Here is a 24,248-nt window from a genome sequence, read left to right as displayed (position 1 = left end):
GGAGCCTCACATGGACGACCTCACCCGAAAGACCTTCCTCCGCCTCGCCGCCGCGGCCGCGGTCGCAGGCACGACGGCCCCCCTCGGCGCCGCCCCCGCCGCCGCGGCGCCGAGCGCCGCGGGACATGCAGGTGGTGTAGGGGGCGTAGGCACGGGCGGCGCAGGCGGCGCGGGCGCGGCAGGCGGAGCAGGCACCGCTGGCGGTGGGAGTGTCGGGCCGGGTGGTGGGGCCGCCGGCGCGGGTGGTGAGGGGGGTGCGGCGGCGGGCGCCGCCGGAACGGCAGCCGGTGAGCTCGGCTCCCCCGACCCGGGACCGGGGTGGGGACAGGTCGGCGACATCCTCGCCAACACACGTCCCCCGCAGTTCCGCGCCCGCGACTTTTCCATCAGCACCTTTGGCGCGGTCGCCGACGGGACGACGCTCGCGACTGAGGCGATCGCGAAGGCGATCGACGCCTGTCACCGGGCCGGTGGTGGGCGGGTTGTGGTGCCGGCCGGCACGTTTCTGACCGGGGCGGTCCATCTCAAGTCGAACGTCAACTTGTACGTCTCCCCCGGCGCGACGCTCCTGTTCAGTACCGACCCGAGCGACTACCTGCCCGTCGTACTGACCCGGTTCGAGGGGCAGGAGTGTATGAACTACTCCCCGCTCATCTACGCCCGCGACTGCGAGAACATCGCCGTCACCGGCGGCGGGACCCTCGACGGTGGTGCGACCTGGGACAACTGGTGGTCCTGGGTCACCCCCTCCGGCCCGGACGCGCAGGCACTCACCCAGCTGACCGAGTCCGGCGTACCGGTGAAAGACCGCGTCTTCGGCGAAGGACACCACCTCCGGGCCGCGTTCATCGAGACCCAGTCCTGCCGCAACGTACTCATCGAGGGCGTGACGATCGTCCGCTCCCCGTTCTGGGAGATCCACCCGGTGTTGTCCCGCAACATCACGATCCGCGGCGTACACATCGACAGCCGCGGCCCGAACAACGACGGCATCGACCCGGAGAGCTCGCAGTACGTCCACATCCAGGACTGCACGCTGGACTGCGGTGACGACTGCATCGCGATCAAGTCCGGCAAGGGCGCCGACGGCCTGCGGATCGCGGTCCCGTCGGAGAACATCCTGATCGAGGGCTGCACGCTGAACATCCGGTACGGCGCGATCACGATCGGCAGCGAGATGACCGGCGGCGTCCGGAACGTGTTCGTCCGGAACTGCACGATCGGCAGCCCGAACCTGTACTTCGGCCTGTATATCAAGACCAACTCGGTCCGCGGCGGCTTCGCCGAGAACCTCTACCTGCGCGACCTGGAGATCTCGAACCTGACCAAGGAAGTGGTCTCCTGCAACTTCTACCGCAGCGAGGGCGACACCGGCCCGCTGACGCCGCGGGTCCGCAACGTCGAACTGCGCAACGTGAACGTCGGCCACGCCCGGAACGCGTTCTCGATCTTCGGCTACCCGCGCTCCCCCATCCAGGACTTCCGGCTGATCGACTGCACCTACACGAGTATCGACGCCGCGAGCTCGATCCAGGACACCGAGCTGACGTTCCGCAACGTCACGGTGAACGGCCGGCTCATCACGGATCCGGCGCAGCTCCTGTGACAGGCGACTGGGCGGACGCGAGCCGCATCAGGGCGACCGTCCGTCCGCCGAGCTTCCCCGCCGTCGACTTCCCGATCACGTCGTACGGCGCGACCCCCGCGAACGCCGGTCCCGGGATCGCCGCCGCCGTCGAGGCCTGCCACGCCTCCGGTGGCGGCCGCGTCGTCGTACCGCCCGGGCGCTGGCACACCACCGGCATCCGGCTGCTGTCGTACGTCGAACTGCACGTCAGCGCGGGCGCCACCCTCCTGTTCAGCACCGACCCGGCCGACTACCTCCCGCTGGTCGAGACGCGCTACGAGGGCCTCGAGGTGCTGAACCACGCCCCGATGATCTACGCGAACGACTGCACCGACATCGCGATCACCGGCACCGGCACGCTCGACGGGCAGGGCTCGTGGGAGACCTGGTGGCAGTGGTTCCACGAGTGCGACGAGGAGTTCCAGGTACTGCGGGAGCAGAGCTTCTTCGGCGTACCGCTCGAGCACCGCATCGTCGGCCGCCGTCTCCGTTCGAGCTTCGTGCAGCCGTACAACTGCACCAACGTGTTGATCGAGGGCGTCACGGTGGTCCGGTCCCCGTTCTGGCAGCTCCATCCGGTGCTGTGCACGAACGTGACGATCCGCGATGTCGTGATCGACTCACAGGGCCCGAACAACGACGGCATCGACCTCGAGTCGTGCCGTTCGGTCGTGGTCAGCGGCTGTGTCGTCGACGCCGGCGACGACTGCGTCGCGCTCAAATCCGGGCGGGAGGCGGACGGTCTGCGGGTCGGCGTACCGACCGAGGACGTGCTGATCGAGGACTGCGAGCTGCGGGTCAAGTACGGCGCGATCACGCTCGGCTCGGACCTCACCGGCGGGATCCGCAACGTGTACGTGCGGAACTGCCGGATCGACGGGCCGTACTTCGCCCTGTACATCAAGACGAACGCGGTCCGTGGCGGCTTCGTGGAGAACGTGTACCTGCGCGACGTCACGGTCACGCGTGTCACGAAGGAAGTTGTCCAGTGCAACTTCTACCGCGGCGAGGGCGACGCCGGCCCGCTGACGCCGTACGTCCGGAACGTCGAACTCCGCGGCCTCAAGGTCGAGCAGGCCCGGAACGCGTTGCTGCTCCGCGGCTACCGGCACTCCCGGATCGAGGACTTCCGCCTCATCGACTGCGACTTCACCGTCGACCGGCCCAGCACCGTGCAGCACACGGCACTGAGCTTCGACAACGTCACGATCAACGGCCACCCGATCCGCGACGTCCACCAGATCCGTTAGGGCAGGTGGGCGCAGTGGACGTCGAGGTCCCACAGGATGACTGAGAGGGCGTACGGGCTGATCGCGTGCTGCTGGTGGGTGGCGTCCTCGAGGAGTTCCCAGTGGCCGTTCGACTCGTTGCTGACGGCATCGGTGCCGATGACCGCGATCCGCTGCCGGACGACCGCCTCGTACGAGCGGTGGCCGACGCCGTTGAAGCAGCAGTCGTCGAACCGGTTCAGGATCTGCAGTTGCCGGCGGTGCGGGCCGACGGACGCGAGCGCGTAGAAGTCCGGGAAGTCGGCCAGCCCGTAGAAGCCGGGCTGCATGTCCAGCCGCTGCTCCCAGTCGCCGCGGGTCGGGCTCGGCTTCGGCGACCCCGGCCGTACGAAGAACGGCAGCGAGCCGGCCGTCGGGTACGAGCGGGTGACCCGCGTGTCCAGCGCCGGGTACACGGTCGTCGCCCAGCCCCCGCCGGACAGCCCGATCATCTGCACGGACGACGGGCGGTACGTCGCCTGTACGTAGTTCATCGCGACCGACAGCGGCGTCAGGAACAGCGCGAGCGGCGAGTACTTGTCCGACGCCCACCGCGGCAGGTCGTTGTGCGACGGCTGCAACTGCTTGGCCGGGTCGGCCGGGTCCTGCAGGGTCTTCGGGTTCCAGTGGTAGAACGGCATCGCGAAGAGCAGCACGGTGTACCCGTGGTCGAGCAGCGCCTGCGTGACCGGCTGCATCGTCTCCGGTCCCTCACCGTGCCCGTTGTGGTAGAACGCCACCCGGCGGTGCGTGGACTGCGTCGGCTCGAGCAGGAACACCGTCGACACGTACCCGAACTCCATCGGCACGTCGAGCTTGTCGTACCGCCGTACGCCCGTGAACGCGGGCAGCACCGACGGCGCACCGACGTCCCGTGTCACGGTCGGCAGCGCGGTCGGGAGTACGCCGGTGTCCTTCCACACCTGTGCGACCAGCTGTGGACGGAGCGCGTCCGCGTCGGCCGCGGTGTGGATCTTCATCAGGTCCTCGACGTCCACGCCGACCACCACCTGCGGCAGGGTCTTGTAGACCGCCGCGTGCGCAGCCGCAATCTCCTGGTTGACCGGAGCCACCGGACGCGGCACCGGATGCGGCTGCACTCCACCCGCGGGCACCTCGGTCGCCGTTGCTTTCAAGGGCCACCCGGTAGCGGTCACGGCGAGAGCACCTCCGAGAACGGCCCGACGGTTGACGTTCTTCATCATGGATCACCTTTCGAGGCGGGGAACGACCGGGTGCCAGCCGGCGAAGACGTACAACGGGTCACGCAACTGCGCGGCCTCCTCGTCGCCGAGCTGCCGGGAACACGCCAGGCGCGCGGTGGTATCGAGCGGGCGGCCGGCCAGGTCGGTGCTGTGGTACTCCCAGAACCGGATCTGCCCGGCGGCCGCGCAGTCGTTGGGGCTGGTGATCTGCCAGCCGGCCTGCTTCACGTGGCTGTCCATCGCGGAGTCGATGAACACCACCTGGCTGGTCGGGAACCGGCCGAGCTCGGCGCGCGCCAGGTAGACGCTGTCGTCGGCCAGCCCCGGAGCCCGGGTCAGCCGGACCCGGACGAAGATGTTGCCGGGTCCGTTGTCGATGTTGCGGACCTGGTTGTAGTACCCCTCGTGCAGCGCCTTCAGCTCGGAGTCCTGCATGAACACCCCGCCGGTCCCCCAGACGAAGTCCACATCACCCTCGATGTAGCTGTTCGTCACGAACGCCTTGCCCTGCAGGCGCAGGCTGTCCTGGTATCCGAGGACACGGACCCGGGCGAGCACCATCCGGTCCCCGTTCCCGAAGAACGCCTCGGCCTGCGAGCCGCGGTACGGCGTGAGGTTCCGCACGGTCACGTCCGACATCGTGAAGTCGTCGGCGAACACCCCCATCGCGGCCCGCCAGCAGTTGAACCGGTCGGACTGCGGGATGACACGGCGCTGACAGTACGACCGCTCCTGCGGGACGCTGCCCATCGCGGAGTCGCCGTTCAGCAGGTTGTTGTTCGGGTACCCGATCACGGTCTTGCCGGCACCGGCGCCGCGGATCGTCAGCCCGGGTTTGGTCGGCGGCACCCAGACGAGCTCGCGGTAGAGCCCGGGCGCGACGTCGATGGTCGGCTTGTGTCCCTCGGCCACGAAGTCGATTGCGGCCTGCACCGTGCAGAAGTCCTTGCCACGGCCGACGGTCAGATGGCCGTCGGCCTTCGGGTCCTGCTGGGCGCGGAAGCGCCAGTTGGTGATGCCTTCGTTGCCGACGACGAAGCCGGGGTCCACGGTCACGTAGTACACCTGTCCGCCGGCCAGTCGCTGGTGCGGGTACACGGTGACCGTCCGCCCGTCGACCACGACTGCCTGGTACATCCAGGTGTGCACCTGATCGAAGTCGGTCCGCGCTCCGCCGACCGTGCGCTGGAACGACGTCAGGTCGGCCAGGCTGATGGTGTCGACGACGTCGCCGTTCGCCTTGTGGATCTGTACTTTCCCGGTCACGCCGAGCCGCACCGGTCCTTGGAAGCTCATGGTCAGCGCCGTGTCCGAGCAGGTGGCGTCCTCCGGTCCTTGCGGCGACAGCTTCACCGCACCAGCCGCACCGGTAGCCCATCCGGTGAGGCCTTTCAGTACGGCCGTCAGCTTCGCGGCCGCGACCTGGTGCCCGTGCACGTTCGGGTGCGTGCTCCCGTTGAAGTCGCCGGCGCCGAGCCAGCCGGTCGTGTCGACGTACACGATCCGCCGGTCCTGCATTGCGGCGACCGCCGCCTTGATGTCGTCCGCGTGCATACCGTTGAACGGGCGCAGGGCAACGATCAGCGCCTTCGGATCGGCCGCCCGGATCTTCCGCAGGTACGCGACGTACCCGGCGGTGAACTCCGCGCTGCCGTACGCCGCGTCGTTGGTGCCGAAGTTGACCACGACCGCGCCCGGGTCGAACCCGCTCGCCGGGTAGCCGGCGAGGTTCCAGCCGAACGACTCGGCCGCCGTACCGACATTGCCGTGGCCGGGCTGCAGGATGCCCTGCTTGCCGAAGCCGACCTGGTTGGTCTGCGCACCGAACGCCTCGCCGACCAGGTGCGGGTACGCCTTGGTGCCGTCCGCGCAGTCGGTGCCGAGCTCCGGGCAGAGCGCCATCACGCCCTGGGTGATCGAGTCGCCGTAGAACTCGATCCGGTGCTCCGCGGTGGTCGGCAGCGGGATCAGCTTGGCGTCCGGGGCGAGCTCGATCTTCTTCAGCACGAGGCCTGTCTGCAGCGGCACGTTCCAGCGGTTCTCGTACTCGTCGACGTCCTTGACCAGGATCTCCGCCGTGTGCGCGACGCCCGGGTCGAGGTCGTCGGCGAACACCTTGTGATCCGCGTCGGCCTTCTGCGGTACGGCCGCGTGGCCGTCGATCGCGACGTACAACTGGGCCGGGACAGTGATCGACGCGGTGTCGAACAGCGCTCCGAGGTGCGAGCCGGTGAAGCGGAACCGGACCGACGACCCGGAGTTCACGGTGATCGCGGTGTCGTCGTCGCGGCCCCAGTGGCCGGCGAGCTCGATCCGCGGGTCGAACGGCCCGTACGTCGCCGGGTTCGCGGCCGCGGCCGGGCCGGCGGAGACCGTCAGTAGAGCGGCTCCTACGAGAACGACCAGGTACAGGCTGATCAGGCGATTTCGCACGGCTTCTCCTCGCGCGCAGACCACCGCACCGAGATGCATCGGCGAGCCCGGGGCGGTGGGCGGGTAATCCTTTTCCTCGTTACGGTCCCAGCGCCGCACGGTGGCGTCAAGGGCTCGCGGGGCGAAATCGGGAAAAGGTTTACATCGCTTGAACGGCGGCGATCCGCGCTGTCGTCATGGTCCAATGGGCGGGTGAGAGAGCCGACTGCAGCGAGGGCCACGATCCACGACGTGGCGCGGCTGGCCGAGGTGTCGACGGCGACCGTGTCGCGGGTGCTGAGCGGCGGCAAGCCGGTGTCGCCGGAGGTCACCGAACGGGTCCGCGCGGCCGCGCACGACGTCGGCTACCGGCCGAACCCGGCCGCCCAGACGCTGCTGCGCGGCAGCAGCCGCACGGTCGGCGTCGTCGTACCGGACCTCGGGAATCCGTACTTCGCGGAGATCCTCAAGGGTTTCGCGGCTGAGGCCGCCGCCGAGAATCACCACACGCTGGTGGCCGGCACCGAGGAGGACCCGGAACAGGAGTACCGGTCCGCGATCGAGCTCGCCCGCTGGGTCGACGGGCTGCTGCTGTGTGCGCCGCGGATGAGCACGCCCCGGCTGCGCGAGGTCGCCGAGGCCGCGCGCCGCCTGGTGCTGATCAACCGGGTACTGCGTCATCACGCGGTCGGCGCGGTGGTCGTCGACTACCACCTCGGTGTGCGGGCGCTGTGCGAGCATCTCGCGGGGCTCGGGCACAAGCGGATCGCGTACCTGGAGGGGCCGACCGCGGCGTGGTCGGACCAGCAACGCCAGCGCGGGTTCCGGTCACCGGAGGCGTCCGGGCTGACGATCATCCGGGTGACCTGCGGGTCCACGCTCGCCGACGGGCGGGAGGCGGTCGAGGAGGCGCTGACGTACAAGCCGACCGCGATCATCTGCTTCAACGACCACGTCGCCGTCGGCGTCCTCAGCCGCCTCCGCGAACTCGGCCTCTCGGTCCCGCACGACATCTCGGTCGCCGGCATCGACGACGCCCCAATGAGCGCCCACACCGACCCCGGCCTGACCACGTACGCCGTCTCCACCGTCGAGGTAGGCCGCCAAGCCTGGACCCGCTTCGCCCCCAAACCCTCCACCGCCACCACCCACATCCGCGGCGAACTGATGATCCGCTCCTCCACCGCACCCCCACCCCGCACCTCCCCCCGCCACTGACCCCGCCACTGACCCCGCCACTGACCCCACCGCCAACCCGCGCTCCTCCACCGACCCACTCCCCACCACCAACCCGCACCCCTCCACCGACCCACTCCCCACCACCAACCCGCACCCCTCCACCGACCCACTCCCCACCACCAACCCGCACCCCTCCACCGACCCACTCCCCACCACCAACCCGCACCCCTCCACCGACCCACTCCCCACCACCAACCCGCACCCCTCCACCGACCCACTCCCCACCACCAACCCGCGCCCCTCCACCGGCCCACGCGCCACCGCGGACCCGCGCCCGTCCGCGCCCGTCCGCGCCCGCGGCCCCCGCTGACCCGCGCCCGTCCGCGCCCGCGGCCCCCGCTGACCCGCGCCCTCCGCGCCCGCGGCCCCCGCCACCAACCCACCGCGCCCGCCGCCGGCCCGCGCCCTGCCGCTTACCCCACCGCCGGCCCACTCCAGCCGCCGCTGACCGCCCAACCCCGGCGGGGGCTGGGCCCGGGATCTGGTGAGTTTGCCCACCAGATGCTGGGTCTGCGACCGGGATCTGGTGGGCGAACCCAGCATCTCGTGGGTAGACCCACCGCAGGTGGGATTGCCGGGGTGGTCAGGTGCGAGCGGTGAAGTGGTAGGTGCCAGGGACGGCGCCGCAGACGGCCGTTGTCGCAGTCCGGGCCAGTGACGTGAGCCCGACGGCGTCGGACAAGGGATGGCCGGTCTCCTGGACCGACTCGGGGTCGGTGGTGGGGATGTGGATGGTGGCGGTGGCGCCCGGTGGGATGGTGACGTCGAGGGTGAGGGTGCCGTCGGACAGGCGCCAGTGGGTGGTGACTCGGCCGGTGGGAGTGTCGTACGACGCCTTCGCCCAGGTCAGGCGGCCGCCGGGATGCGGGTGGATGATCAGGTCGCGGAAGCCGATGGACTCAGGTGACTGGCTGATACCGGCGACGTCGGCGTACAGCCATTCGCCGACGGAGCCGAGCGAGTAGTGGTTGAACGAGTTCATCGCGACCGGGCCGAACCCGTTCTCCTCGGTCCAGCCGTCCCAGCGTTCCCAGACGGTCGTCGCGCCGTGCTTGATCGAGTACCCCCAGGACGGGTACCGGTCGTCGTGCAGCAGGTCGTACGCCACCTCGGCGTACCCGTACTTCGTCAGGATCGGGCACAACAACGCCACCCCCGCGAACCCGGTCGTCAGCGACCGCTCGCGCCGCTCGAGATCCGCGACCAGATGCTTCACCGCCGCCTGCTCAGCCTGCTCGTCCAGCAACCCGAACGCCAACGGCAGCAGGTACCCGGTCTGCGTGTCCCCGCGAAGCTTGCCCTCGGCATCCACGAACTCCGCGCCGAAGGCCGCCTTGATCTTCTCCCACAACTCGCCGTACGCCGCCGCCTCCTCGGCCAGCCCGAGCACCCGGGCCGCTGCCGCCGTGAACTCCACACTCCGCGCGAAGTACGCCGTCGCGAGCAGATCCCGGTCCGTCACCACGCCGACCTGCAACCAGTCCCCGTAGTGCCCGCTCGTCCGGTGCCGCCAGATCAGGTCCGGGTTCGCCCGGTGCACGTAGTCGACCCAGCGGCGCATCACCGGCCACGCGGTCCGCAGCACCCGCTCGTCGCCGTAGATCCGGTACAGCGTCCACGGCACGATCGTCGCCGCGTCCGCCCAGGCGGGCGTCCCGTGCCGGCCGGTGATCACGTGCGGGATGACGTCCGGGATCGCGCCCTCGCCGGTCTGCGCGACGGCGAGGTCCGCGAACCAGTTCCCGAAGAACGTCAGTACGTCGGCCTGGTACGCCGCGGTCGGCAGGAAGATCTGCGCGTCCGCCGTCCAGCCGAGCCGCTCGTCGCGCTGCGGGCAGTCCGTCGGCACGCTGACGAAGTTGCCCCGCTGACCCCACCGGATGTTGCTGAGCAGTTGGTTCACGCCGTCGTCCGAGCACTCGAACCGCCCCGCCACCGGGGTGTCCGAATGCAGCACCCGGCCGACGACGTCCGCGGCGGTCAGGTCGCCCGGATACCCGTCGACCTCGACGTACCGGAAGCCGTGCACGGTGAAGACCGGCTCGAAGAACTCCTCGCCGGCGCCCGCGCTGACGAAATAGTCGGTGGCGTCGGCGGTCCGCAGGTTCGCGGTGTACAGCGAGCCGTCCGCCTGCAACATCTCACCGTGCCGCAACCGGATCCGCTGTCCCGCCTGCGCTCCCCGGACGCGCAACCGCACCCGTCCCGCGAGGTTCTGCCCCAGGTCGACGATGAAACGAGCCTCGCCGACCTTGGAGACGCTGACCGCCGGCACGTCTTGCGTGACCCGCACCGGATCGGTCGTCGCGGCGATCAGCGTCGACACGTCGCCGCCGAGGTCACCCGCCGGCGCCCAGCCGCTCGCGTCGTACCCCGGGCTCGACCAGTCGCCGAGCGCGAGGCGGGCGTCGTACGACTCCCCCATCAGCAGGTCCGCGAACCGGATCGGCCCGGCGTGCTCGACCCATCGCCCGTCGGTCGCCACCACAGTCCGCGAACCGTCCGGGTGGTCGACGACCAGTTGCGCCAGGAGCTGCGGCTTCTTGCCGTAGTGGTGCGCGTGGCTGCGCGTGTCCCATCCGACGTACCCGGACCACCAGCCCTCGCCGAGGACAGCACCGATCACGTTCTCGCCCGCGCGCAGCAGGTCGGTCACGTCGTACGTCTGGTAGGTGACGCGCTCGCGGTAGTCGGTCCACCCGGGCGTCAGCTCGTCGTTCCCGATCCGCCGGCCGTTCGCGCTGAACTGGTACAGCCCGTGCGCGGTCGCGTAGAGGCGCGCTCTGCGCACCGGCCGCGTCAGCTCGAACGAGCGCCGGTAGTGCCGCGGCGGGGCGATCGTTGCCTGGCGCACCGTTCGCGGTTCCTGGCGGTCGACCGGCGGCTCGAAGTACGGGTCGGTCTCGTAGTCGTGCTCGATCCAGTGCGCCTCCCACTCGTCGTCGTGGAAGAGCCCGGTCGCGAACGTCGCCTCGGCGGTCCTCACCTCCCCGGCCGCGTCCCGCACCGACAGCTGCCAGACGTAGTTGGTCTGCGAGGTCAACGGCGCGCCACCGTGGTCGACGTACGTCTCCCACTCCGGCCGCCACCCGCTGTCCCACACCCGTACGCCGTCGCGCAGGACCCGCACCCGGAACGCGTCCTGCCGGTCACCGCGGGCCGGTGACGCCAGCCGCCAGCTCAGCCGCGGCCGCGCCGTACCGATGCCGATCGGCTCGGCCCGGTACTCACAGCGCAGGTCGTACGCCGTGAGTCCGGTCAGCTCGGCCGTGTTCGGTGCGTCGGACAGCACCCAGTCAGTTGTCACCAGGACCACTCCGTCTCGGGTCGGTGGAGCTCGTACTCCCGGACGCCGCCGGCGTGCTCCGGGCGGTCGCCGTACATCGGCCGGGAGGTCCCCGGCGGGTCGATCGCGATCACGTCGTCGCCGCGCCAGCCGGTGCGGAACTCGTTGCCGGCCGCAACCTCCGTGGTGGTCCGCGGCACCATCGGGAAGGTCACGACGATCCGCTCCTCCGGGCGTGCCCGCGGGATCGACAGGTAGCCGTCCGGCGCCCAGATCCGCTCGGCGCCGCTCCGGTCCTCCGTGCCACGGTGCAGCTTGAGGCGCGCGTACCCGGCCCAGTCCGGGATGCGTACCCGCAGCTCCTCCACCGGCTCGTTGACGTGCAGCTCGACCTTGCCTTCCACCGGCAGATGACTGATCACGTCCACCGCGTGGTGCCCACGCGTCAGCAGCAGATTCACCCGCGTCAACCGGCTGTCGCCGGTGACGATGCTGTTCCACGCCCAGAACAACCCACGCACACCGGACCCGACACAGCACGCCTGTACGTCGTTCGTGTGCCCGCGACCCAGCGGTACGTCGGACACGTAGTCGTTCGGCGCGCCGTACCCGCAGAACGCGCCGAGGACGCGCTCGCCGACGTTCACGTACGTCCGCCAGCCCGGCTCGTCCTGGGAACGGTCCGGCGCGGACTCGACCCAGCTCACGTCCTGCAGTTGCGACGCGGCGAGGTGGTTGCGGACGAAGCGCTCGACGACAGACCAGTACTGCGTGAGTCTGTTGCCGGCCAGCGTCGTACCCAGCCCGATCAGATCCACCAGGGAACAGGTCTCGTGCTCGTACTGCTGATCCGCCAGGTCGCCGGGCGTCCAGCCGAACCGGGTCGCCTTGCCGAGCACCCAGTCGTAGCTGCGGCGCACGAACTCGGTCAGCCCGTGGTCGCCGGTATGCCTGGCCAGCCGCGCCAGACCCTCCAGGGTGCCGACGCGGGTGTGGAAGTGACCGCTACGGTACGCACGGGCCGGGTTGAAGCTGCCGTCGGCATTGAACACACCACTCTTCTCGACGATCAGCCGGGCGAACCACTCGCACAGCTCGAGCGCGTCGGTGTTGCCGGTCGCCTGGTGGTAACGCAGCAACGGCATGATCAACCGGCCGGAGAACGAGGCCGGGTCAGGCGCGAGGTGCAGGTCGATCGCGTTCGACGACGGCCAGCCGTCCTTCGTGTACTCGGACGCCGGGTAGAACCAGACGTCGCGCTCCTTGATCGCGATCCGCTTCAGCGCGGCCACCTGACGGTCGGCGGCCCTACGTGCTTGTGGGTCGTCGGTGGCGATCACCGCGGTCGTCATCGCGAGGAGAGTGGCGCGCTGGTCGATCAGGTTCGCGTTCGGCAGCCAGTGACCCTTCGGGTAGGTCTCGCGGTACGTCAGGCCGTCGTCGGCGAGGAACGTGAACAGCCGTTGACGGTAGCGGTCGGCGATCGCGTCCCAGCGCGGGTCCCAGTCCTTGCCACCGGTCATGTGGCGAGCCAGCAGGATCGCGTCGGTGAGCCGGCCGTGGCTGGAGCCGTAGTCCCAGTCGCCGTGGTCCATCCGGGCCGGGCGGGCCAGCAGGTTCGCACTGAAGAACGGGATGCCGTCCCGGTCGTCGTCGGCCAGGCCGGTGACCGCGTTCATCGCCAGCGCGGCCCGGTCCTCGAGCAGCAGGGTCGCGGGAATCGTCACCATAGGAAAACCTTTGCCTTCGCCGGAGCCGATGTCAACCGGCTATCCACAGGCTGGCCGATCCGCCTTGTTTTCTTGACGATCGGTGGCGGAGACTTGGCGCATTCCCTCGCCGAAGGAGCGCCAATGTCAGCAACTGAAGAGGTCGTCGCGACGTACCTGGTCGAGACCTATCTACCGCTCGACCAGGCCGCGGAGTCGATCGCGGGCGAGCAGTCCACGGGCACGTTCGTGAAGGTCGCCCGCGAGACGGCCGAGTTGCGCGAGCGGTTCGCCGCGCGGGTGCTGTCCGTCGACGAGATCGCGCCGACCGGCAACGCGGACCTCCCGGGCGCGATCGGGACCGGGCGAAAACGCAGTGCCGAGGTCCGGATCGCCTTCGGACTGGGCAACTTCGGGCCGTCGCTGCCCAATCTGCTCGCCGCGGTCGCGGGCAACCTGTTCGAGTTGCGGCAACTGGCGGGCATTCGGTTGCTCGACCTGGAGCTGCCGGCCGCGTTCGCCGAGCGGTATCCCGGTCCGCGGTACGGCGTTCGCGGGACGCGGGAGTTGCTCGACCGGCCCGACGGCCTACTGCTCGGGACGATCGTGAAGCCGAGTATCGGACTGCCCCCGGAGGAGTTGCGGTTGCTGGTGCGTGAGCTGGCCGAGGCGGGGATCGACTTCGTCAAGGACGACGAGTTGATGGGGAATCCGCCGCACTCGCCGCTTGCGGAGCGGGTCGCCGTCGTCACCGAGGAGCTCGACAAGGTCGCGGCGCGGACGGGGCGGCGGCCGATGTACGCGTTCAACATCACCGATGACCTGGATCGGATGGCGGCGAACCATGATCTTGTGCAGGGCGCTGGTGGGACGTGCGTGATGGTTTGTGTGAACCTCGTGGGCTTCGCCGGGCTGGCCTGGATGCGGGAGCGGTGTGCGCTGCCGATTCACGGGCATCGGGCGATGACCGGGGTGTACACGCGGGCGCCGCAGCTCGGGATCGACTACGTGGCCTGGTCGAAGCTGGCGCGGTTGGCGGGGGCGGATCACCTGCATACGAACGGGTTGTCGAACAAGTTCTACGAGACGGACGAGGAGGTTCTGCGGTCGATCGCGGCGGTACGAGCGCCGATGCTGGGTGGGTACGAGACACTGCCGGTGCTGTCGTCCGGGCAGACGCCTGGGTTGGCGCCGGAGACGTACCGGCGTACCGACACCACCGATCTGTTGGTGCTGGCCGGTGGAGGTATTCACGGGCACCCGAGTGGGTCGGCCGCCGGCGTGACCGCGATGCGGGCTGCTTGGTCCGCTGCGACCTCCGAGACGCCTCTGCAAACAGCTGCTCGGGCTGTGCCTGAGCTGCAGCAGGCACTGGACACCTTCGGGGGCGGACGTGGTTGAGGTTGCGTTCTACGGGGACGACTTCACCGGGTCGACGGACGCGATGGTGCAGTTCGCTCGCGTCGGCCTGCGGACCGTCCTGCTCGTGAAGTTGCCATCGGCATCGGAGTTGGCGGAGCTGGCCAGGCGGTACGACGTGATCGGCGTGGCTGGGGTCGCGCGGGCGTTGGCGCCTGACGAGCAGGAGGCCGAAGTACGTCCGATCCTCCAGGCGCTGCACGACCTCGGCCCGAGACTCGTTCAGTACAAGGTCTGCTCCACCGCGGACTCCTCCCCCACCCGGGGCAGCATCGGCCGAGCCCTCGAGATCGGCCGCGACATCTGCGCCCCCGCCGTACCCGTCCCCATCCTGATAGCCCAACCGGAGCTGGGCCGCTACACCGTCTTCAGCCACCACTTCGCCACCGAGTCCGGCACCACCCACCGCCTCGACCGCCAACCCACCATGTCCACGCACCCCACCACCCCCATCCACGAATCCGACCTCCGCCTCCACCTCTCCACCCAAACCACCCTCACCATCGGCGCCCACCACCTCACCGACTCCCCAACAGACGCGCAGGTGGGAGTGGAAACCCCCGCGGGTGCGGAGGTGGGAATGGAAACACCCGCGCGTGCGGGGGTGGACGCACACGCCGACGCGGCGCTGGACGTGCACCCAGCTGCAACTGCGGCAGCGCAGGACAGCGCAGACGCGGAAGCGCAGCACGCCGCAAGCGTGGGGGCGCAGCACGGGGCGACGACAGACACGGGGCCGTGCGCGGATGCCAAGACACCTGCCGGCACGGAGTTGGACACACACGCCGCCGGTACGCCTGCGAGTACGGGGGTGGATGCACGCGGTGCTGCGAGTACGGGGGTCGACGCACCCGGTGCTGCGGATGCCTGGGTGGACACGCGCGCCGGGGACGCGGGGGTGGGTGCGCCGGCTGAGGCTCGGACTGGTGGGCCTGGGGTACCTGATGCGGTTGTGCTTGATGCGTTGACGGAGGCGGATGTGCGGGGGCATGGGGCTGCGATTTTGCGGTCCTCGTTTGCGGTCGGGTCTGGTGGGTTGTCTCGGGCGGTGGGGGTTGCGCTTCGGCCGGAGGGGACGGGCGACGTGGGTGCGGCGCGTGGGGGTGTGGGGCCGGTGTTGGTGGTGGTGGGGAGTCGGTCGCGGCGGACGGCGGCGCAGGTGGAGGAGGCTCGGGACAGTGGGTGGGTGGTGTTGCCGTTGGGGGACGGGGTGGGGCGGCGGGTTGTTGGGGCGTTCGAAGTCGGTGTGGAGGGGGTTGTGGTGCACACGGGTGAGTTGACGGCGGGTGAGCTGTCGGATCTGCCGGCGAGGTTGGCTGGTGTTGTTCGCGACGTATCCGCGGCGACCGTCGTACGGCGGCTTGTGGTGGCGGGTGGGGATACGTCGGGGCAGGTGTTGCGGGAGCTGGACGTTGCCGCGCTGGAGTACGTGCGCACGGTGGCGCCAGGTGTGCACCTGTGCCGCGCGGACTCGCCGTACTTCGACGAGGTGCTGCTCAAACCGGGTCAGCTCGGCCCGGTGGACCTCTTCACGACATTCGGAAGCCTTCGACCGGAGCGCGAGGACTGTCGATGATCTCGATCGTGCGAGGTGTGGAATGAGCCGTCAGGTTGGTGATCGTGATGTTGCGAACGGCGGGCGGGTGCTCCCCGGGCGGATCCGGCTCGGCGTGCCGGGTGGTGATGAGTACGGCGGAGGTGGTGAGGCCGGTCGCGGTGATGTCCGTGGCGGTGAGGTTCTCGATCACGCCGCCGCGGGCGGAGTTCGTCTTGATCCGGATCGCGTGGTCGGTGCCGGTGATGTGCAGGTCGTGGGCGTGGACGCCGTGCACCCCGCCGGAGGCCTCGCTGCCGATCGTCAGGGCGCCGTGCCCGGCGGTGAAGCGGCACGACTCGATCACGATGTTGCGGGACGGGCGCGCCACCCGGCGGCCGTCGGTGTCGCGGCCGGACTTGATCGCGACGCAGTCGTCGCCGGTCGTGAACGAGCAGCCGCTGATGAGCACGTCCTCGCACGAGTCCGGGTTGCAGCCGTCGTTGTTCGGACCGAGCGACTCCACCGTGACCCCGCGCACCAGCACGTCGGTGCAGAACACCGGATGCACCACCCACATCGGCGCGTCGACGATCCGCACGTCCTCGATCCGGACCCGCCGGCACTCGTACGGCTGCACGAAGCTGGGCCGGAACCCGTGCCCCGGCGCAAACACCCGTTCCTCGACAGGTACGCCGTCCTCGACCCACTGCACGAGCCGCTCCCAGTCGGTCCGCGGCCGGGTACTGCTCCACCAGTTGTCCGTGCTCGCGCCGCCGTCGAGCGTCCCGGTCCCGGTGACCGCGACGTCGGTCTCGCCGTACGCGTAGATCAACGGCGAGTGGCTGAAGCACTCGATGCCCTGCCAGCGTGTGCGCACGATCGGGTACGCCGTGGCGTCGGTGTGGAAGCGCAACGTCCCGCCGGCGGACACGTGCAGCTCGACGTTGCTGCGCAGCCGGATCGGCCCGGTCCGGAACTCGCCCGGCGGTACGACGACCCGCCCGCCGGCCGCGATCGCCTGCGCAATGGCGTCCGAGCAGTCCGTTCCAGGCTCGGCGCCGTACTCCGTGATCAGTCGGTCGGGCATGAGCTCTGGATCCGGAGTGCGTTGGCGAGCGGTACGGCGATGACCCAGCTCGGGTTCCACGTGTTCGTGTGCCCGCGACGCTGCCAGTGGGTCTGGAAGACGGCCTCGCCCTGCTCGCCGGGAAGCGGGAAGTCCCAGTCGCCCGGGTTCGCCGCGATGCCCTGGGTGACGGCGTGCAGCGTGGTCTGCGCGGCAGCGACGTACTCGGGCCGGTCGGCGGCCAGGCCGAAGGCGAGCAGCTCGTACGTCGGGAAGAAGACGTCGAGATGATGGTTCTGTACGCTGACCGACGGCCAGCCGATCGCGTTGAACCCGGACGTGTGCAGTGGCGCGTCCGCGTCCTGCTCCGGGGACCAGACGTACACCCAGGTCAGGAGCCAGTCGGCGGCCACCTCGCACCAGCCGCCGTAGAGCGGGTCGCCGGTGCGGCGGAAGAGATCGTAGGCCGCCATGAAGTAGTACATCCCGGCTTCTTTGTCCTCGCAGGCCGCGTCCAGCGTCGAGCGCGCGAACGGGCGGTCGAAGGTCCGCGCGTGCTGGTCGTGGTACCGGGACAGCCAGGTGGTTGCGTCGGACAACAGTCCGGGACGGCCGAGTACTTCGGACGCCTTCAGCGCGGCGAGTACGCACGGGATCCCGGCGGCGGAGACCGTCGTCGCGGCCGGCCTACCGTCGAGCCGCCATCCGACCGGGAACGTGCCGTCGGGCAACTGCGCCCCGCGGAGGAAGATCATCGCCTCGTCGAGGGCGTGAAGCCAGGACGGCGGGACCGGTTCGTCGTACTGGCGGAAGAGCGTGATGACATCCGCCAGGTCGCTGAGCGTCTCGCCGTACGCACGGCTCGAGATCATCGGGCGGCTCCCGGTGCGGAAGCTCGTCCAGCGACGCGTGTCGACCTGATAAGCGTTGTGCCGCGGCCCGGCCGTCGGCGTCGCACTGCCGGCCAGGTAGAACTCGACGGCGGCCCGGCACCGGTCGACGCGGAGCCGGTCGCGCGCGGTGAAGCCGAGCCGCGCGTCGCACCAGGCCAGCTTGAGCGCCTGCCCGGTCCACCCGTACATGAAGTGCGCCGGTTTGACCGGCCCGTTGCCCGGGATGTCGCTGAACTTCGTGTAGCCGGCGACAGCCCCCGACTGGTACCACCTGTTGTCCAGGGCAACCGTCTTCAGCGCGATCGACTCGGCAACTGGCAGCCCGCTCGCGCCCGGCGACGTGAACAACTCCCGCCCGGTGCGGACCAGCTGCCGGAACGCGTGCCCGCGCACCTCCAACGGCCCCCAGTCGAGGACGAGCTGCTGCGTGAAGACCTCGCCCGGCCGGAGCATGAGGTAGCCGTCGTCGGTCGCCGATGTCTCCGCCTTGCCGACGTACCGAACGTCCTGCTTGCCGTCGAACATCAGTACGCCGCTGAGCGCCGCGATCACCGGGCCCTCCTGCCGGATCACGCCGAGCGAGCCGTACCGGACCTGCCCGTCGGCCGAACGCCGCGCCCGCGGGCGGGAGAACAGCGACAACCACCGGCGGTCGCGGCCGGCCCGCCACTCCAGGTTGATCCCCGGGATCGGCAGCCGGTCCTCCTCCGCGACGAAGCCGCCGCCGGGCGTGTGGCCGATCCGCGGTACGGCGCGCAGTGGGTCCGCGGACGGGTTGTCGTTGTAGATCAGGCCGGGAATCGTCAGCCGGCTGTCCTGCCCGCGGCCGGGATCCAGCAGCAGCCCGACGGCGAGGTCCGCGATCCGGTGCTGGCTGGTGTTCCGCCAGCGCACCTCCAGGTCCAGGCGGTCCGAGCTGTCGAACGACAACCGCAGTTCGACCGCGAGCGGTCCGGTGCGGAAGCCGGCGCGATGCTCACCGGCCCGGCGCGAGCTCCACCAGCCGTCGGGTTGCGGCGCCTCCAGCTGCCACGGGCGACCAGCCGAGTACGTGAGCAGCTCGGCGAGCGGGCGCTCCAGGTACGGCGTGCCGTCCGCCAGACCGAGCCGCAGTACGACGCCGTCCGGCGTACGGCGCAGTTCGGCCTGCCGCGGGCCGGAGGTGAGCGCGGGCATCAGGACGTCCGGCGGATCTGGATCGCCTGGTACTGCGTACCCGGCAGCCGGACCGTCAACGTGCCGGTGCCAGACGCTGCGACATCCTCGCGGGTCCGGCGTACGGAGTGGTTCCAGACGTCCAGTACGTCGACGTCGTACGCGCCGGCGGGGAGCGTGAACGTGCGGTCCGGGAACTGGTGCTCGCCGAGGTACTGCAGGTAGTACTCCCCCGGCACCGCCAGGGTCGGCGCGTCCCGATAGTCGTCGATCGGCTCCACGCCGTCGGGCAGCTCGTCCAGGACCTCGCGCAACAACCGCAGCCGCTGCGCCACGATCCCGGTCGGCCGGCTACCACCGGCGGACCAGGGCGCGTCGACGTACGACTCGCCGTGGGTCACGTAGGCGCCGCGGACGGTGCCCTCCCAGATCCGGGTGAGCATTTCCTCCGGGCGGAGACTCGTGTCGGGCGTGGTGCCGTTGCCTTCGTGACCGCAGGCGTCGACGAAGACGGGCTTGGCGTAGTTGCGGCGGAGCGCGGACACGCCGCGCAGGTTCTCCAGTCGCACGCTGAGATGCGTGAGCCAGGGCGGCCCCGGATCGGTTGCCTCATGCATCGAGATCAGGTGCCGGCTCGAGTCCAGCTCGGCGATCAGTTCGGCGAGCCGGCGCGAGTTGCCGGAAGGCTCCAGGCACCAGGTGAGGTTGCGGAAAGCCGCCAGGCGGTTGACCGTGTCCCGCACGACAGGCTCGTCGGCCGGGAGCAGTACGTCCGCGACGATGTCCGCGGCCAGCAGGTCGCGGACCTGTTCCTCGATCGCGGACGAGACGCGCAGACGGACCCGGTTGAACGGAGACGCCGCCAGCGCGGGGAGGGCGGCCGCCCACTGGTCCGGCGCGCCGAACCACTCGGTGGTGAGCGGGTGGTACGGCGTACCGTCCGCCCAGCGCACCGTCGTACCGGCCCGGCGCACCGGGCCACGGGACGTCGCCGGAGTGCAGACGAACGAGCCGCCGGGGTACGACCACTCCCCCGCCAGGTCCGGGCTGAAGCGGACGAGCCCGCCGGACGGTTCGGCGTACGCGGTCGCCCCCGAGGTGTGGTGGAAGAGCGTCGGCTCGGAGAGTGCGAGTTCGAGCACGTCCCAGCGTGCTACTGACGTCATCGGGTGCCTCTCAGGGCGAGGTACGGGGTGGCGGGCAGCGGGATGCGGCTCGGGCCGGAGTAGTCGGCCAGCGGGGTGATCGTCATCGCGCGGGTGTCGATCAGGTCGAAGTGGAACGGCGAGCCGCCCGGCAGGTCGAGGTCCACCGCGGACGGCTGCCGGTCGCCGAGGTAGTGCAGCACGCACCGGGTGCCGTCGACGTCACCGTCCGACTGCCGCGGCAGCCCCGCGAACACCCCGCGGAGGAAGTCGATCCGCTCCGGGCTCTCGCCGTACAGCCGGCCGCCGACCGAGATCCAGGCCCGGGTCTCGCGGTCGACGAACGACTCGCCGTGCCCGACGTACCCGCCGAGCGCCATCCCCTGCCAGAACCGGTGCACCAGCTCGTCCGCGGTCAGGTTGCCCCAGCGGCGGCCGGCGTTGCCCTCGTACCCGATCTCGTCGATCACCACCGGCTTCGGGCAGTCCCGCCAGGCCACGGTCTCGGCCCCGTCCCAGTGCTGCACGCTCTGGTGCGTGATCCACGGCTTGGCGAAGTCGTACGGCGTGAAGACCTCGTACATCTTGGTGCCGTTGTGGATCGACCGCAGGCGTTGGTACGGGTCGTACCGCTGGACCAGCTGCAGCGAGCGGTCCCAGTCCGCGTTCGTCTTCTCGTGATTGAAGTCGTACTCGTTCGACAGCGACCACCACACGTTCCGGTACGCCGCCAGCCGCGCGACGACGTACCGCAGGTACGCCGCGTCCTGCGCGGGGGTCATCCGGTCGAAGCCCCACACGCCCTTGTCGTACGGGTGGAACAGGATCAGGTCCGCCTGGATCCCGAGCGCGAGCAGGTCCGCGACCCGGCTCTCGAAGTGCCGGAAGAACACCGGGTCGAAGCGCTCCACGTCCACCGCGCCGGGCGTGTTCCCGGCGAACGGCGTGCGCGCCGGGCGCATGCCGTCGGTCGGCAGCAGGCACATCCGGACCTTGTCGAACGGTGCCTCGCGCAACGATTCCAGCGTGAGCTCCTGGAGCTCCTTGGTCTCGTACGTCCAGTGGTAGCAGGTGGTGCCGATGCAGTCGTAGCGGCTGTCGTCGGCGTACGAGAAGTGGTGCCTGCCCAGCACCTCGACCGGACCGTGGTTGTCCGGGCCGGGTGGTGTGCAGGTGAAGGTGCCGCGGTGGTCGTCGAGTTCCACCGCCGAGCTCGAGGTGACGTACGACCACTCGCCGGCGCGGTCCGGGGAGAACCGCGCGCGGTAGGTCCCGTCGCCGTCGTAGAAGCCGTCGACGGTCACCATCCGGTTCCGGAACTGGTAGGTGACCTGGAACTCCACGTCCGCGAACGGGTTGCCGTCGCTCGGTCCGGTCAGGGTGAGCTCGTGCAGGCCCCACTTCTCGATACTCATGGCAGTCGGTCTCCCGCCTGGATCCACTCGGGCGCCAGGATCACGTGCTTGATGGTCTTGCGCAGGTACGAGTACGCGACGTGCAGCCGCCCGTCGCGGGTCTGCAGCAGCGTCGGGTACGAGTAGCCGAACTCGTTGTCGCGGTACTCCGCGTCCTGCACCTGAAGGTTGCGCCAGTACGGCCAGGTGGCGCCGTCGTCCTCGGACAACGCCAGTGTGAGCGGGGTACGCAGGGTCTTCCGGCGTACGCCGCCCCGGCCGTCGTCGACCCAGCGGAACTGGTCGCGCTCCGCGGTCGAGTCGTTGAACACCATGACGAGCCGGCCGTCGGTCAGCCGGAGCACCTGGATCGCGGAGTTGTTGTTCGGCAGGGTGGTCTTCTCGGGGGCGGTCCAGGTGCGGCCGTTGTCCTTCGAGACGGACCGGTGGATGCGGTCGGCGGCGCGGCTGCGGAAGTACCCGACGAGCTCACCCGGCGACAGCTCCACCACACTCATCTGCACTTGCCCGACCGCCTCCGGCACCTCCACCTGCGTCCAGCTCTCCCCCCGGTCCGTGCTCAACTTCACCACGGTCCGCTCAGCCGCCTTGTCACAGTCGTACGCCGGCAACAACCAGTCCCCGTTGCCCAACACCACCACCGGATTCCGGATAAAACTCCCCACCTGATCGAACAGCACCTCACTCCGCCCCCAGGTGAGCCCACCGTCATGCGACACCCGCCGAACCACCCGCGAGGTCGACTGATCGTGCGGCTCGTTGGACGTATGCAACAACCAGACCTCACCACCCGCCGACCCAGAACCGTCCAGCGCCCTGCGGGCGAACGCATCCGCTGCAGCCCCCGCCCCACCACCGGACGCATCCATCCGAGTCCCGCCAGGCACATCCACCCGAGCCCCACCACCGGACGCGTCCATCCGAGTCCCGCCGGGCGCGTCCACCTCAGCCCTACCACCAGGCACGTCCACGCCGGCCTCACCGCCACGGGGCGCGTACGCGTCGGCCTCACCGCCACCGGGTGCGTACGCGTCGGCCCCGGCATCGCCGTGGGCGTCTCCGGCGGCGGCCCTCGCTTCCCCGCCTTGGCCCGCCGTAGGCGGGGTGACGAAGAGGAGGGGGTTCTGTTCGGAGCGGTGGGGGTCGGAGGAGAGTTGTTGTGGGGGGAGCCAGGTGTCCGAGCCGGCTGGGAGGCGGGAGAGGACGATGTTGGTGTCGGGTTCGCCCTCGCCGGGGCCGTTGAACCAGGCGGCGAGGAGGTCGCCGGCGGGGGTTTCCGCCAGGGTTACCGCGTGGCTGTCGCCGGGGTGCAGGGTGGGCAGGAGGGCCGCACCCTCGCGGATGCGGCCGTCGAACCTGGGATCGGTCACCATGTGAGCCCGCGGGCGACCTGCGCCTCGATGTAGTCCGGGATGTCCTGCTGCTCGGTGACCTGCAGCGACGACGCCACATCCATGCCGTCCTTCAGCACATGCTGCCGGAACACCTTGTACAGCGGGATGTCCCAGTACTCGGTGTTCTGGTAGTTCGTGATCACCGCGTTGTCGCCCCAGTACACGGCCGACGTGTCGATCGCCGCCAGCTCCGGGATCGCCGTACCGAACGCGTTCACGACCGCGTCGGTCTTCAGCACCGCCTTCATCCCGTACGACGAGATCCGGGTCTGCATCTCCTCCGAGACGAGGTACTTGACCACGTCCAGCGCCTGGTCCTGGTGCTTGGACTGCGGCGGGATGAACGCGGCCCGGGTGTCCGGCTGGTAGATGGTCCGCGCCCCGCGGGACAGCACCGGCATCGAGGTGACGCCGATCTGCACGCTCTTCGCCCATTCGGCGTACTGCGCGGCGTCGTCCGCCTCGATGTAGTACGGGCTGAGGGCGTATGCGTTCAGCTTCGACAGGCTGTTCACCGCCATCGCGAGGTGGCCCGGGAAGCTCATGTCGCCCTTGAAGAAGTCGTCCACCGTGGTGAAGTTGTTCCGAGGGATCATCAGGAACCGGTACAGGTTGTCCGCGACCGACTTCCATTCCGGGGTCGTCAGGTTGACCTTGACGTCCTCCGGTGCCGGCTGCTCGCTGTCCCCGGGGACGAACGGGTACAGCCCGAGCTGGTTCATCGCGAGGTAGTTGTCCGGGTGCTGCATGTAGCCCTTGTAGTGGTCGATCCCGTCCTGCCGGGTCAGCTTCTCCGCCAGCTTGAACACGTCGTCGTACGTCGAGCCGACGGTCGGGTACTTCACCCGGAACTTGTCGAAGATCAGCTTGTTGTAGAACAGCAGGCTCTCGTCGATCCACAGCGGGACGCCGTACAGGCCGCCGTCGGAGCGGGACTTGATCTGCTCGACCGAGCCGAGGTTGAGCTTGGTCAGGTCGATGCCGGCGTTCTGTACGAGCGCGGTGATGTCCTGGGTCCAGCCGAGCGGCTCGAGGTCGCGGTCGATCCGCAGTCGCGGGTCCTCGAGGATCAGGTCGGGTACCCGGCCGGCCTTGGCGAGGTCCTCGTAGCGGACCGGGTAGTCCCAGGTCGCGTACTTGACCTTGATGTTCGGGAACTTCGCCCGGATCGCGTCGCCGAACACGGCGTCGAAGTACCGGTGCGCCTCGCGACCCTGGTCGTTGCCACCGAGCTCGAACGGCTTGAAGTTCGCCGCAAAAACAAACAACTCGTCGTCATCGACCGAGAACGGCACGTTGTACTTGTTCGGGATATCAACGGTCCCGGCCGCGGACTGCGCGGTCCCGCGCGGGACGGCGGTGGTGGAACTCGCGCTGGCCGGCGTGGTCTGCAGCGCACCACCGAACGCGGCGAGGCCGCCGATCAGTGCGCCGTTACGCAACAGACCACGACGGGACAGGTTTGACTCAGACATGGA

Annotated in this window: 15 protein-coding genes; 5 read left to right on the top strand and 10 right to left on the bottom strand. The window is 69.8% G+C overall.

Annotated elements, in window-relative coordinates; genetic code table 11:
- Positions 1-10: 10 nt before the first annotated feature.
- Together ACQHIV_RS00835 and ACQHIV_RS00830 are read left to right on the top strand one after the other, a co-directional pair.
- Positions 11-1,606, top strand: a complete 1,596-nt coding sequence (locus ACQHIV_RS00835; protein ID WP_427890654.1) for a glycoside hydrolase family 28 protein — start codon at positions 11-13, stop codon at positions 1,604-1,606.
- The gene (locus ACQHIV_RS00830; RefSeq protein WP_427890653.1) at positions 1,603-2,877 is read left to right on the top strand and encodes a glycoside hydrolase family 28 protein; all 1,275 of its coding nucleotides are present in this window, start codon (positions 1,603-1,605) and stop codon (positions 2,875-2,877) included. The genes ACQHIV_RS00835 and ACQHIV_RS00830 overlap by 4 nt, the downstream gene beginning before the upstream one ends.
- Here ACQHIV_RS00830 and ACQHIV_RS00825 read toward each other — a convergent pair.
- On the bottom strand, positions 2,874-4,097 hold the full coding sequence (locus ACQHIV_RS00825; protein ID WP_427890651.1) for a hypothetical protein: 1,224 nt from the start codon (positions 4,095-4,097) through the stop codon (positions 2,874-2,876). The genes ACQHIV_RS00830 and ACQHIV_RS00825 overlap by 4 nt on opposite strands.
- A 6-nt stretch (positions 4,098-4,103) precedes the next feature.
- A complete protein-coding gene (locus tag ACQHIV_RS00820) occupies positions 4,104-6,533 on the bottom strand; it encodes a pectinesterase family protein (RefSeq protein WP_427890649.1) in 2,430 nt (809 codons plus the stop codon).
- Positions 6,534-6,725: 192 nt separating this feature from the next.
- Between ACQHIV_RS00820 and ACQHIV_RS00815 the strand changes: the two genes are divergently transcribed.
- Positions 6,726-7,730: a LacI family DNA-binding transcriptional regulator gene (locus ACQHIV_RS00815; protein WP_427890647.1), complete on the top strand. Its 1,005-nt coding sequence runs from the start codon at positions 6,726-6,728 to the stop codon at positions 7,728-7,730.
- Positions 7,731-8,334: 604 nt separating this feature from the next.
- Here the strand turns inward: ACQHIV_RS00815 and ACQHIV_RS00810 are convergent.
- On the bottom strand, positions 8,335-11,058 hold the full coding sequence (locus ACQHIV_RS00810) for a family 78 glycoside hydrolase catalytic domain (protein WP_427890645.1): 2,724 nt from the start codon (positions 11,056-11,058) through the stop codon (positions 8,335-8,337).
- Positions 11,055-12,767 (bottom strand): hypothetical protein, encoded by a 1,713-nt coding sequence (locus tag ACQHIV_RS00805; RefSeq protein WP_427890643.1) that lies wholly within the window; start codon positions 12,765-12,767, stop codon positions 11,055-11,057. The genes ACQHIV_RS00810 and ACQHIV_RS00805 overlap by 4 nt, the downstream gene beginning before the upstream one ends.
- Positions 12,768-12,890: 123 nt before the next feature.
- On the opposite strand from ACQHIV_RS00805, the gene ACQHIV_RS00800 reads away from it, so the two are divergent.
- Positions 12,891-14,147 carry a RuBisCO large subunit C-terminal-like domain-containing protein gene (locus ACQHIV_RS00800; protein ID WP_427890642.1) on the top strand — a complete coding sequence of 419 codons (1,257 nt, stop codon included), beginning with the start codon at positions 12,891-12,893 and terminating at the stop codon, positions 14,145-14,147.
- Positions 14,140-15,741 (top strand): four-carbon acid sugar kinase family protein, encoded by a 1,602-nt coding sequence (locus ACQHIV_RS00795; RefSeq protein WP_427890640.1) that lies wholly within the window; start codon positions 14,140-14,142, stop codon positions 15,739-15,741. The genes ACQHIV_RS00800 and ACQHIV_RS00795 overlap by 8 nt, the downstream gene beginning before the upstream one ends.
- On the opposite strand, the gene ACQHIV_RS00790 is transcribed toward ACQHIV_RS00795, so the two are convergent.
- Genes ACQHIV_RS00790 through ACQHIV_RS00765 form a run of 6 tightly spaced genes read right to left on the bottom strand, consistent with a single transcriptional unit; the run spans position 15,695 to position 24,245 of the window.
- Positions 15,695-16,789, bottom strand: a complete 1,095-nt coding sequence (locus ACQHIV_RS00790) for a glycoside hydrolase family 28 protein (protein ID WP_427890638.1) — start codon at positions 16,787-16,789, stop codon at positions 15,695-15,697. The genes ACQHIV_RS00795 and ACQHIV_RS00790 overlap by 47 nt on opposite strands.
- Positions 16,774-18,837, bottom strand: a complete 2,064-nt coding sequence (locus ACQHIV_RS00785; protein ID WP_427890636.1) for a hypothetical protein — start codon at positions 18,835-18,837, stop codon at positions 16,774-16,776. Before ACQHIV_RS00785 ends, ACQHIV_RS00790 begins: the two co-directional genes overlap by 16 nt.
- Positions 18,837-19,982, bottom strand: a complete 1,146-nt coding sequence (locus ACQHIV_RS00780) for a DUF5605 domain-containing protein (RefSeq protein WP_427890634.1) — start codon at positions 19,980-19,982, stop codon at positions 18,837-18,839. Before ACQHIV_RS00780 ends, ACQHIV_RS00785 begins: the two co-directional genes overlap by 1 nt.
- Positions 19,979-21,376: a DUF5060 domain-containing protein gene (locus ACQHIV_RS00775; RefSeq protein WP_427890632.1), complete on the bottom strand. Its 1,398-nt coding sequence runs from the start codon at positions 21,374-21,376 to the stop codon at positions 19,979-19,981. Before ACQHIV_RS00775 ends, ACQHIV_RS00780 begins: the two co-directional genes overlap by 4 nt.
- Positions 21,373-22,746 (bottom strand): sialidase family protein, encoded by a 1,374-nt coding sequence (locus tag ACQHIV_RS00770; RefSeq protein ID WP_427890630.1) that lies wholly within the window; start codon positions 22,744-22,746, stop codon positions 21,373-21,375. The genes ACQHIV_RS00775 and ACQHIV_RS00770 overlap by 4 nt, the downstream gene beginning before the upstream one ends.
- Positions 22,743-24,245, bottom strand: a complete 1,503-nt coding sequence (locus tag ACQHIV_RS00765; protein ID WP_427890628.1) for an ABC transporter substrate-binding protein — start codon at positions 24,243-24,245, stop codon at positions 22,743-22,745. Before ACQHIV_RS00765 ends, ACQHIV_RS00770 begins: the two co-directional genes overlap by 4 nt.
- Positions 24,246-24,248: the final 3 nt, after the last annotated feature.

Origin of the sequence: Kribbella polygonati (assembly GCF_050320105.1) — a bacterium.
GTDB lineage: Bacteria > Actinomycetota > Actinomycetes > Propionibacteriales > Kribbellaceae > Kribbella.
Note: the sequence above shows the minus strand (reverse complement) of the source record. Positions and strands in the feature narration are given on the sequence as shown.